Source organism: Aquiflexum balticum DSM 16537 (assembly GCF_900176595.1).
In the GTDB taxonomy this organism is placed as follows: Bacteria; Bacteroidota; Bacteroidia; order Cytophagales; family Cyclobacteriaceae; genus Aquiflexum; species Aquiflexum balticum.
In genome coordinates this window covers 2,627,159-2,638,574 of sequence record NZ_LT838813.1, presented here as the reverse complement: position 1 = coordinate 2,638,574, position 11,416 = coordinate 2,627,159, and the positions used below count along the sequence as shown (strand labels likewise).

Below are 11,416 nucleotides of genomic sequence, written 5' to 3'. Positions count from 1 at the left end.
CAGAATAATTTACTCATCCTATTGAGTTAAATTACTCAATACATTGAGTAATTTATTAAAAATGTATTCTAATAAATGATATTCAAATAGTTATAATAATATTTTTAAGCTTCAAAAACCAAAAAAGGCAGCCATATCGACTGCCTTTTTTAAAACAAATCCACTACATCCATTTGCAAAAACTCCTGCCATGGAATCCCGTCTGCACCGATCAGGAGGGATTTTTCAGGTTTGAATTTTTTATCGAATGCATTCAAGCCGGATAGTTTTCCTGTCTTACCGGACTTCACTTCAAGTCCAATCACCCGCTTCTTGTATTCAACCACATAATCCACTTCGTCATTGCCTTCCCGCCAATAATGTAGAGAAAGCTTTTTGTCCTTGAATACCTGATTGATGAGGTGCGCGCCAACCGCAGATTCCACCCACCTTCCCCAGGCCTCATGGTCTTCAAGCAAAGTATCGAGACTTTCACCCGAAATCCCCGACATGATCGCCGTGTTATACACCTGAAACTTGGGACTGGAAGAGCGCTTTCTGACCATATTAGGGCTGTATTTTTCCAATCCAGCCAACAGCCCGGCATCATTCAACAGCTCGAGATAATTTGCCAGTGTGGTGGTGTTACCCGCATCGGTCAGTTGTCCCATGATTTTGGTAAAACTCAGAATCTGTCCCGAATAAGCCGATCCCAATTCAAACAAACGCTTCATCAAGGCAGGTTTATCCACCCGGGTGAGCATCAGGATGTCTTTGGAGATACTCGTCTCCAAAAGCGCATCCCGGACATAGCTTTTCCACCTGTCTTCATCCTCTCTCAGCGCAATCGCACCAGGATAGCCCCCAAACCACACAAACTCCTCAGCTGTCAGACCAAAGGCATCCTTCATTTCCTTATAGGACCAATGCCCGAGGTAAGTGGCTTCAAACCTTCCTGCCAAAGATTCTGTCAGTCCCTGCTGCAGCATCAACCTTGGCGAACCCAACAAAACAACCCTGATGTCCCTACCCTCAGCGGCATCTCTATCCCATTCAGCTTTGATCTGTTCGGACCAGTTGTCGATCTTTTGGACTTCATCGATGACCAGGAGAAATGGTTTGTCAGCTTGTTGTTGCTGCCGGATCCGGACATTTCCCCATTGCTGCGCTATCCACAAGCCATCCCCTGCCGGCACAGCATCCGCAGCCACCAAGTGATGGGGATAATCAAGTTCTTCCATAATTTGCCTGACCATTGTAGTCTTACCTACCTGCCGAGGTCCATAGATGACCTGTATAAACCTCCTCGGTTCATCCTTCAGCCGTTTCAGCAAGCTTGCTTTTTCTTTCCTTTGGTATGCCATAATTAATTTACTCAATATATTTAGCAAATTTACTCAATACATTGAGTAAATTCAAATAAATAGGCTATTTAATTTATTTTCAATGGTTTATGAATTATAATTAAGCGATTTTTAGTCAATGGTTCAAGTCTTCAGACTTGGACCAGCACCTTGCAGTCTTCAGACTGCCAACGATTGTCTGAAGCTTATTACTTAATAGTTCAAATCAGTATTCATTGACATGGCAATCTAAAGACTGCATAAATTTATATCTAGTAAATAGCCAAAAGTAAAGGGCAGTCTGAAGACTGCCACTTAAGTTTGGCTAATTTCTGGTATAGAACAAGCTTGACAGTGAATGAATAGGGTTATTTTTGGCACTTCGCTGTTTATTTTCCATTGCGACGAAGTCGGTGAAATTGATTTTGACAGAATCAGTCCAGTTTATGGCCCTGAACTGGTTTATAATGTCCTGGGTCGTTGTTCTGCGGTTTTTCTTTTTGCTGTACCACTTGGGCCTTGGCAGTTCTGTGATTTTGGCTTTTGATGCCGAGACCAGCAACATTGAGTAAACGGCGGTGACGAACTGAGGTACCTTGCTGCAGGGTATTTCTTTTCTTACCTGTGCCTGCCCACATCCCATCAATGTTTTCTGGTCCCTAAAATTCACTTCTATACCCCATCGCCACAGATATGCCTGCAGCAGTTTTTCAAGCGGGAGTTCTGTGGATGTACAGATCAGGTATGCGGGATCCCTGTAAAGCAGTTTTGATTTTTTTGTGAGCCTGTATCCGACAGGTCTTATGACCACCAGCCTCAGATTCATCGGCCCTGATTTTTCCCATCTCACCTTCTCTACCGTCTTGATATTGAAAGTATGTATTTTTCCTGCCGCCCATGCTTTGACTTCCTTCCAGCCGTATTCATCGGACTGACGGATCTGTTCCGGGGTGGGCAGCTCATCTCCGTAGACACGCTTTCTGCCCTTGCTGTTTTCAGGGGAAACATCGGGCAGCCCATAAAGCTTGCAGTCTTTGCGGACCCTTCCGATCAGGATGACATTATCAACAAGTTTTTTGAGAACAGTCTCATTGGTATAGCTGCCGTCCACGCTCACCACCAGACTTTTTCCTCTGTGCCCGTCCGAATCAAGCCCCTTTCTGAGGGCAGAGATCCTTTGGGATCCTATCAGGCTCAGTTTGGTCTTTTTTTGTGTTTCCCTGTAAAGGTCATGATCTTCCCGGGGACTGTCCTTTTTGGGTTTACGGGCAGTGGGGCAGTGTTGAAGATCAACAGGAACGGTCGTGGCCTGTACTTTGTCCATTCCGGAACACAGAGAAAGGGACATCTGTATAAAACGCTGGCCCCATACAAAGTTGGTATGAAAAGGCGGGCCCAGCGGATCCCTCATCCATTTGGCCCCCTCCACTTTTTTACCTGTTTTTCTCAGAAGTGTATCGTCCATATGGGCATAGATCTCCCCTTCGTCCGCCGAAACAGCATCCGCTACGGACTTCCTGATGACTGAAAACAGCGCATCGGTATTCATCCTGTCCCCCTGAAAAAGGCGGTATGCCGCCGACCAGTCTTTGAAATGCTGTCCGGTGGCCGTTATCATACCCGTTACGGTACTCCTGCCGACACAGCCCAAAAGACCTTCTGCAAGTACGGAAGCCCTTTTCCAGGTCCGGATCTGCTTAAAGGCCAATTTACAGTCCGAGAACAGGGATCCGAAGATATCTTTCAGGTTTTCGGGGGAAGTTTTTTTTTAAGGCCTTCGGTTGCCTTTTCACTTCGCTGAAGAACAAGTCTCTGATGGTCATCAATGATCCACTCCACAACTTCCCCCTGCTGGAATTCAATGGCCTGTGCCACTGCGGCAGGAAAGTTGACGTACCATTGTTCACTTTTGGCTCTTTTTATGAGCTGGATTTTAGTCGGATATCCCATATCTAGTCATATAACTAGATATAAAAATCAATAAAAAAGGCCACAATTCCAAATTGCGGCCCTTTTTTATTTTATGTCTAGTTAATAGCCAAAGTCGAGGGGCAGTCTGAAGACTGCCAAGAAAATGGTCCAAGACTAAGTCTTGAACCACCCCACCAACCAACCATTCCCCAAACCACTCTTCATCCTTAACTTTAGCATAACCATTTCAAAACACAGCATTCAATAAAATCCCTTAATTTTATCCAAAACTTATCAAAGCCCATGAAAAAAATTCAACTCCTGTTTGTTGCACTGATTTTTACTGGTTCGGCATTTGCGCAGCAAAACGTCAGTGGAACTGTCTATGAAGACCTCAATGCCAACGGCAAAAAAGAAAGAAGGGAAAAAGGACTGCCAAATGTTGCGGTTTCCAATGGTCTTCAAGTGGTACAAACCGACAAAAACGGAAAGTATGAGCTTCCCCTTGCGGAGGATCAAACCATCTTCGTCATCAAGCCGGCTTCCCATGAATTGCCTACTGATGCCAACAACATCCCCCAGTTTTACTATATACACAAACCCAATGGTTCTCCTGCCAATATGAAATATCCAGGAGTTGCACCTACGGGGAAACTTCCCAAGTCGGTGGATTTTGGGTTATTGCCAAGCAATACAGATAAGAAGTTCACAGCTTTGATTTTTGGGGATCCTCAGCCATATACTTTGGATGAGATAGCGTATTTCAAAAAAGGGATAGTCTCGGAAGTTGAAAATATACAAGGCGTTGCTTTTGGGGCAGCTTTGGGAGACTTGGTGGGAGACAGGCCAGATTTTTTCCCGCTCTATGCAGAGGCAGTAGGCAAAATAGGTGTGCCATGGTTTCAGGTTATGGGTAACCACGACATGAACTTTGATGCAGACAAAGATGAATATAGCGATGAATCCTTTACTGCTAACTTTGGTCCGGCTACTTATGCCTTCAATTATGGAGATGCGCATTTTGTGGTACTGGAAGACATCCTCTATCCCGACCCGAGGGATGGTCAGGGATATTGGGGCGGATTAAGGCCTGATCAATTGCAGTTTTTGGAAAACAACCTCAAACTGGTTCCCAAGGACAAGTTGATAGTGTTGTTGATGCATATTCCCTTGTTTGAAGAAAACGGGGATAGTTTCAGGGATGCGGATCGGGAGAAAATCCTGGAACTGCTTTCCCCTTTTGCCAAAACCCTTTCCATGTCCGCACATACCCATTACATGAAGCAGACATTTTTTGGAAAAGAAGATGGCTACAATCAACCCAAAGCCCATCACCACTACAATGTCGGCACACCTTCCGGAGATTGGTACAGCGGAAAAATACTTGCTGACGGCACCCCTGATGCCACCATGCGGGACGGTTCACCAAAAGGTTATCTGTTTTTGGACATCAATAATGCTGATTTCAAGGTTCGCTATAAAGCTGCCGGAAAATCCGATACTTACCAAATGGAGATCTTCGCCCCTAAAGTCTTGGCGAAGGATGTTCGCACCAGTTCAAGCATCGTGGTCAACTTCTTTACCGGAGCAGCCGACAATAAAGTAAGATACCGGATCAATCAAGGGGAATGGAAAAACATGACCCAAATGGAAAGCTATGATCCCACTTATTTGCTGAAAGTATATGAATGGGACACCACTGAGGAAGTTATGCCGGGCAGAAGACCTTCCAATCCTGCCATAACTGACCACCTATGGAGAGCTCCTATCTCCTCCAACATGGAAGTCGGTGAACATACCATAGAAGTAGAAGCCACGGATATATTTGGACAGGTTCATAGGGGGAAAAAGACTTTTAAGGTGATGGATGCTAATTGATGTATTTGGATTTCCAAAATGATGACAGTGACTGAAATTGGATATTGGTGTATACTTGTTGGATATTAAGATATAGTTCACCGTTCCAGCAGTGGTGGAGCATATTAATTTCCAATTCAATCATTTAATCTATAAGTTATTGGTAGTTTGGTGATAAATAAAAACAAAAAGGAATCATTCCTATAGGACATTTGTATTATATTTACAGACAAAAGTCTAAATAAAAAAAATCCATGGCAAGTGTAGTAATCTCCAAATTAGAATCTAAACTGGATAAAGAAGTTTCCTCTTTATTGAAAAAATCGAGGTTGAAGGGGTTTTCATTTGATAAGGAAAAAGAGATTACCTATGCTGAATTTCTTACAGACAAGATGCTTATCATTGCTGCCATAAGGACAGGAATCCCCTATTCATTTTTTGATTTGGTCCAGGACTATACCCCGTTTTCAGAAAATGACTGGGCAAATTTTCTGGACATTTCCACCAAATCCCTGCAACGTTACAAAGCTTCTGATTCCCATCATTTCAAGCCCATACATTCGGAAAAAATAATTGAAATGGCAGAAGTGACAAAAATGGGACTTGAAGTTTTTGGAAACATTGAAAAATTAAAACTCTGGCTCAACACGCCTAACTATGCCCTTGGCAACCTTAAGCCCATCGACCTTTTGAAAGATTCCTACGGAAAGGATTTGGTCATGAGCGAACTGGTCAGAATCAATCACGGGATTCTTGTATAAATGGAGGTATTCAGACTTTCAAGAGCCCCATATGCCCATTCACTTTCCGGAAAAGGTGCCGCCATCAAGGGTGCCAGATGGAATTCTGTAGGAGTGGAACTGATCTATACTGCCCAAAACAGATCATTGGCCATGGCTGAAGTTGCGGTTCATTTCAGCCTGGCCACCTTGCCTGATGACTACATGATGGTAAGCATATCCATTCCTGATCATATTGAAATTGGCCGAGTCCATGAAGACGAACTCCCATCAGATTGGAATGTTTTCCCCCATCCTACAACCACACAAAGGATAGGCGACGAGTTTGTATTTCAGAACAGGTATTGTGCAATAATGGTACCCTCTGCCGTAACCCAAGGAGATTACAATATACTGATCAATCCCAATCACAGGGAATTTGGAAGCATTGAAATCCTAAAAGTCGAGAAGTTCCCTTTTGATAAAAGGATATTTAGGTAAGACTATTTCGAATGTTACTCATGATCAATTGATATTTGGTGGGTATCGTTAGATATTGGGATATTTGTGTGCCGTACCCGCTGACAGGGGCAAGGCGTATTGTTTTGGAACCACAAAAGAAACAACAGGGAACAAAAGGATTGAAATGACTTACTAACCACTATTGAACTTAACGTTGGTCCTTTTCTTATGTGAACTTTTGTCCCTTTTGTGGTTCAATCAAACAATCTTCCGAATAACCTAATTACCCTATATTCTCAAAGCTTCAGTTTTTAAATGTCACATTGTCGAAGTTATGAAAAATCAAGAACCCGTCACCCACTGTCAGAGAAGTTTCAGATCTTGAAAAAACGAATTGCTTCTTCCTCTTTATTATCCAAAATATGTTTAAATTATAAACATTAATTTGTTTATTATATTAACATATTATCATGGAAAGGAAGAGGAGCATTGTTCATATGGACTTGGATTCATTTTTTGTGTCGGTAGAGCGGCTGTTTGACAGCAGGCTGAACGGTAAGCCCATTCTCATCGGCGGATCGGGAGATCGGGGAGTCGTGGCTTCCTGCAGCTATGAGGCGAGGAAGTTTGGCGTACATTCTGCCATGCCCATGCGCACGGCACGACAGCTTTGCCCTGAGGCATTGATCATCCGGGGGGATTTTGAAAAGTACAGCCAAAAATCCCATGAGATCACCGAGATCATCCGGGAAGATGTACCGCTCTTCGAAAAATCCTCCATCGACGAATTTTACATTGATTATACAGGCATGGACCGGTTTTTTGGTTGCTTCAAGATGGCGCACGAACTCCGCCAAAGGATCATAAAGGAAAGCGGACTGCCCATTTCCCTTGGACTTTCCGAAAACAAAACCGTCTCCAAAGTAGCCACCGGTGAAGCCAAACCCAACAATGAAAAGGAAATCCCTTATGGGATGGAAAAGCCTTTTCTAGCCCCATTATCCGTCCGTAAGATTCCCATGATCGGGGAGAAGACTTCGCATACGCTGTACAATATGGGCGTGAAAACCGTGCGCACCCTACAGGTGATGCCCGCCGAACTATTGGAAGCCACCTTTGGGAAAAATGGGCTGATCATCTGGGAAAAAGCAAACGGCATAGACCGTTCGCTTGTGACACCCTATTCCGAAGCCAAGTCCATTTCTTCGGAAAACACCTTCGAACAGGACACGATAGATGTCAAGATGCTCGAAGCCCACCTGATCGCCATGACCGAGCAGATTACCACCAAGCTGCGCCAAAAACAGCAACTGACTGCCTGCGTGAGTGTGAAGATCCGGTATTCGGACTTTGATACACATACCGTGCAGCAGCGCATACCCTATACTTCGGCGGATCATACACTGATACCGATCGTGAAGGAATTGTTCCGAAAGCTCTACAACCGCCGTATGCTGATCCGCCTGATCGGGGTACGCTTCAGCCACCTTGTCCATGGCAATTACCAGATCAACCTCTTCGAAGATACCCAAGAGCAGATCAAGCTCTATCAGGCACTCGACCGCCTCAATACCAGATATGGCGACAAAACCGTCTGCCGCGCCATCGGGATGGCGGTGGGAAGAAGGAGGTTTAATCCATTTAATGGAGTGGCGATATGAGAAAATACTTATCTACAATTCTGCTGCTAAGCAATTAAAGTTAACCTCTTATGAATTTAGATATTCATAGATATTGGATACTGATTGATATTGGTTAGAAAACAATCAAATAATCTTATTAATGCCTTGTACTGTTAAGATTGCGGATAATCAGAAAAAAAGTAACGGATACTATTTCAAAGACAATCCCAATTTCTGAAGAATTCCTTCTTCTTTCATGATACTTTCGATGTCCTCCACGGTCTTGGGCACAAAGGAACTCAGGTTTTTGTGGCCGTTCTCGGTGATCAGGATATTGTCCTCTATCCTGACGCCGATTTTCCACCATTTGGAATCTGTATTGCTGCCTTCGGGGATATAGATTCCCGGCTCCACGGTCAGCACCATTCCAGGTTCAAGTTTGCCGTATCCACCCCTATCATGTACATCCAATCCCAAATGATGTCCTATACCATGGGGAAAATAAGGATGTCTTTCTCCGGGTTTCACTATTCCCAATTCAACCAGACCTTCGTCAATCACTTTTCTTGCTACCTCTCCCACTTTCTGAAAATCAGAACCGGGATGGCACGCTTCTATTCCCGCTTCCAATGCTTTCAGCACAATTTCATAAATGGCCTTTTCTTCAGGGGAAAATACACCTTTCACTGGAACTGTCCGGGTAATGTCACCCGAATATCCTTTGTATTCCGCACCCACATCCATCAAAACCAATCCTTCTTGCAGATTTTTGACGTTATTTTCCACATAATGCAAAATGGTTGAATTATTACCGGAACCAACGATAGACCCATAGCTTACATCTTCAGCACCCATGGCTTTGTGCACAAACTCGTGTACAGCCTGAATTGCCCTTTCCGACACGCCGGGCTGAATGGACTTAAATGATTCCATATGCCCTTTGCCGGAAATAATGATTGCTTTTTCCAAGACCACCAACTCCTCCGGCGTCTTGACCACGCGCAGTTTCCCCATCATCTGATTCAGAGCTGTATTGGAAGGCACCTCTTTTGAAAGGCTCATTGCTCGTAATTTCGTTACCATTTCATTCAATGGAGCATTATGGCTTCCCCCCTCAATCGTCCCCATATCAAATGACAGCAAAGGCCCCAAACTGTTCCAATCAATATTCGGGGATTTCATAAATTCCGAATTGACATAAGCATGTTCAAAACCCAATTTTTCTTTCACACCTTCCACTCCCAATCTTACGCCATCCCATTGCTCCTTTCTTGGGTCCCGGGGCTGTACATAAATGATCTCACTTACCTTTTCTCCCTCAATTGTCTGTGGATTTCTGAAAATGATCAATGCTGCATTCGGTTCCCTGAATCCCGTCAGATAATAAAAATCCGAATTAGGTCTATAATTGAAATCAGTATCATTGGATCTGTTTTTGACAGGATTATTGAAAATTACGGCAACACCGTTTTCCGGTAAAAGCTCACGGAAAGCCTGTCTTCTTTCTTTGTGAAATTCCGAATCCAGCCCATCCTCAAAAAAGGACTGCGCCTGAATATCGACTGATGTACCCAAAATAAAGATGAATACAAAAAGGTAACAATGTTTAAAACCTGATTTCATAGTTGTTTTTGTTTGAAATTGAAATATACATCCACTTTTCAAAACTCAATTGCCAATCATCAATTTTTGATCATTATGCCTCGGGTAGATTAGTCATTTAAAAAAAATCTTAAATGGTATACAAGGATGAATCCCTATATTTGTCCCATTCCAAACAGCCCAATGACATCATGAAAAGATTGATACTTTCCTTCTTGGTGACCTTTATGGTTTTCCCGGCCTTTTCCCAACAGAATACCCCAAATCCCAAAAAACCAAAACTAGTCGTAGGCATTGTCATCGATCAGATGAGGCAGGAGTATTTTTACAAGTTCCAAGACAGATATACTCAGGGTGGATTTAAAAGGCTTTTGGATCAAGGCTTTGTCATGAAAAACGGCCACTACAATTATATCCCCACTTTTACAGGTCCTGGCCATGCATCGGTTTATACAGGCGCAACTCCCTCCACCCACGGAATTATTTCCAACAATTGGTATGTCCGGGATTTGGGAAAAATGATTTACTGCGCTGAAGATAGTACTGTCAATGCTGTTGGGGGTTCAGGACCTAATGGCAAAATTTCGCCAAGAAATATGCTGAGTACTTCGATAGCTGATGAATTGAGGTTTTCCTCCAACAAAAGGTCAAAGACTGTAGCTATAGCTATCAAAGACCGCGGGGCATCCCTTCCTGCCGGTCATACAGGAGATGCTTATTGGTTTGACAGCAATACCGGTGAATTCATGACTTCCACGTATTATCATGCCGAACTGCCCCAATGGGTCAAAAGTTTCAATGAGAAAAAACTGGCTGAAAAGTACCTTTCCCAAAAGTGGGAGACGTTATATCCAATAGATTCTTATGTTCAGAGCATTGCGGATGATAATGAATTTGAAGGTCCATTTATCGGGATGGACAAAACGGTTTTTCCTTATGACCTGCCGGCTTTAAGGGGAAATAATGATAATTTCGGGTTGATCTCCACTACTCCTTTTGGAAATTCTTTGACATTGGATATGGCCTATGCAGCTATTGAAGGAGAGAAATTGGGCAAAGGAAATGACACCGATCTTTTGGCAATCAGTTTTTCTTCGCCTGATTATATTGGTCATCGGTTTGGCCCTACTTCTGTTGAATTGGAGGACAGTTACCTGAGATTGGATCAGGAACTTGAAAAATTCTTCAATTATCTGGACAAGGAATATGGCAAAGATGAATACCTGGTTTTTGTGACTGCAGATCATGCGGTCGCGGATATTGTGGAATACATGCAAAGCGAAAACGTTCCTGCTGGTAATTTCAATACCCGTTTTGTTTTGACCCAACTCAGAGGATTTTGTGTCCTCAATTACGGGAATGGGAATTGGATTTCCAATATGTCGAATGAGCAGATTTACCTTAATCAAACCCTGATTAAAGATAAAGGTTTGGATCCTGAAAAGATCCAACGAGACCTTGCTGAATTTTTGCTTTCATCTAGATTTCAAGGGATTAAAGAGGTGTATACCGCCACAGATATGCGCAGAATGGATTATATAACAGGAAGAAAACACCTGTTACAAATGGGATACAACCACAAGGCTTCCGGTGATCTGCTACTGGTTTTGGAACCTGCTTGGTTGAGCAATTCTTACAGAGGAACTACCCACGGCACGGGCTATACTTATGATACCCATGTGCCGATTGTATTTATGGGTTGGGGAATCAAACCTGGCCAATCTTCCCGATATGTAACGGTAACTGACATTGCCCCAACCCTATCCATGCTTTTGAATATCCGACTTCCCAACGGGACAACGGGACAACCCATTTTGGAGATTGTGGATGATATCCGATAATTGTAAATTACTGCTTTCAAACCCATATAAAGTAATAAGCCACAAGCATCAAGGAAAGAAAAAACCTTGATACTTGTGGC

General features: G+C 43.3%; 9 protein-coding genes. 5 read left to right on the top strand and 4 right to left on the bottom strand.

The annotated features are described in order from the left end of the window. Positions 1 to 149: 149 nt before the first annotated feature. The 3 genes from B9A52_RS11255 to B9A52_RS11245 form a co-directional block, all read right to left on the bottom strand. A complete protein-coding gene (locus B9A52_RS11255) occupies positions 150 to 1,343 on the bottom strand; it encodes an ATP-binding protein (RefSeq protein ID WP_084120559.1) in 1,194 nt (397 codons plus the stop codon). A 304-nt stretch (positions 1,344 to 1,647) separates the two neighbouring features. Further along, entirely contained in the window at positions 1,648 to 3,048 is a 1,401-nt protein-coding gene (locus B9A52_RS11250) for an IS701 family transposase (RefSeq protein ID WP_449371668.1), read from the bottom strand. Positions 3,049 to 3,065: 17 nt separating this feature from the next. Then, the gene (locus B9A52_RS11245; protein WP_084118654.1) at positions 3,066 to 3,272 is read right to left on the bottom strand and encodes a hypothetical protein; all 207 of its coding nucleotides are present in this window, start codon (positions 3,270 to 3,272) and stop codon (positions 3,066 to 3,068) included. Between the two features lie 264 nt (positions 3,273 to 3,536). Here B9A52_RS11245 and B9A52_RS11240 point away from each other — a divergent pair, with 264 nt between their 5' ends. From B9A52_RS11240 to dinB, 4 genes are all read left to right on the top strand, one after another. Further along, positions 3,537 to 5,111 carry a calcineurin-like phosphoesterase C-terminal domain-containing protein gene (locus B9A52_RS11240; protein ID WP_084120558.1) on the top strand — a complete coding sequence of 525 codons (1,575 nt, stop codon included), beginning with the start codon at positions 3,537 to 3,539 and terminating at the stop codon, positions 5,109 to 5,111. A 233-nt stretch (positions 5,112 to 5,344) separates the two neighbouring features. Beyond that, a complete protein-coding gene (gene parS / locus B9A52_RS11235) occupies positions 5,345 to 5,851 on the top strand; it encodes a type II RES/Xre toxin-antitoxin system antitoxin (protein WP_084120557.1) in 507 nt (168 codons plus the stop codon). Further along, the gene (locus B9A52_RS11230; protein ID WP_084120556.1) at positions 5,852 to 6,310 is read left to right on the top strand and encodes an RES family NAD+ phosphorylase; all 459 of its coding nucleotides are present in this window, start codon (positions 5,852 to 5,854) and stop codon (positions 6,308 to 6,310) included. A 431-nt stretch (positions 6,311 to 6,741) separates the two neighbouring features. Further along, on the top strand, positions 6,742 to 7,932 hold the full coding sequence (gene dinB / locus B9A52_RS11225; protein ID WP_084120555.1) for a DNA polymerase IV: 1,191 nt from the start codon (positions 6,742 to 6,744) through the stop codon (positions 7,930 to 7,932). 171 nt (positions 7,933 to 8,103) lie between these two features. Here dinB and B9A52_RS11220 read toward each other — a convergent pair whose 3' ends face one another. Continuing rightward, positions 8,104 to 9,516: an aminopeptidase P N-terminal domain-containing protein gene (locus tag B9A52_RS11220; RefSeq protein WP_084120554.1), complete on the bottom strand. Its 1,413-nt coding sequence runs from the start codon at positions 9,514 to 9,516 to the stop codon at positions 8,104 to 8,106. A 206-nt stretch (positions 9,517 to 9,722) separates the two neighbouring features. Here B9A52_RS11220 and pafA point away from each other — a divergent pair, with 206 nt between their 5' ends. Further along, a complete protein-coding gene (gene pafA / locus B9A52_RS11215) occupies positions 9,723 to 11,336 on the top strand; it encodes an alkaline phosphatase PafA (protein WP_231955625.1) in 1,614 nt (537 codons plus the stop codon). Positions 11,337 to 11,416: the final 80 nt, after the last annotated feature.

What these genes read in the sequence shown, in the direction of transcription:
- B9A52_RS11255 (WP_084120559.1), bottom strand. Translation starts at nt 1,343, where the DNA reads ATGGCATACCAAAGGAAAGAAAAAGCAAGCTTGCTGAAACGGCTGAAG.
- B9A52_RS11245 (WP_084118654.1), bottom strand. Translation starts at nt 3,272, where the DNA reads ATGGGATATCCGACTAAAATCCAGCTCATAAAAAGAGCCAAAAGTGAA.
- B9A52_RS11240 (WP_084120558.1), top strand. Translation starts at nt 3,537, where the DNA reads ATGAAAAAAATTCAACTCCTGTTTGTTGCACTGATTTTTACTGGTTCG.
- parS (WP_084120557.1), top strand. Translation starts at nt 5,345, where the DNA reads ATGGCAAGTGTAGTAATCTCCAAATTAGAATCTAAACTGGATAAAGAA.
- B9A52_RS11230 (WP_084120556.1), top strand. Translation starts at nt 5,852, where the DNA reads ATGGAGGTATTCAGACTTTCAAGAGCCCCATATGCCCATTCACTTTCC.
- dinB (WP_084120555.1), top strand. Translation starts at nt 6,742, where the DNA reads ATGGAAAGGAAGAGGAGCATTGTTCATATGGACTTGGATTCATTTTTT.
- B9A52_RS11220 (WP_084120554.1), bottom strand. Translation starts at nt 9,516, where the DNA reads ATGAAATCAGGTTTTAAACATTGTTACCTTTTTGTATTCATCTTTATT.
- pafA (WP_231955625.1), top strand. Translation starts at nt 9,723, where the DNA reads ATGGTTTTCCCGGCCTTTTCCCAACAGAATACCCCAAATCCCAAAAAA.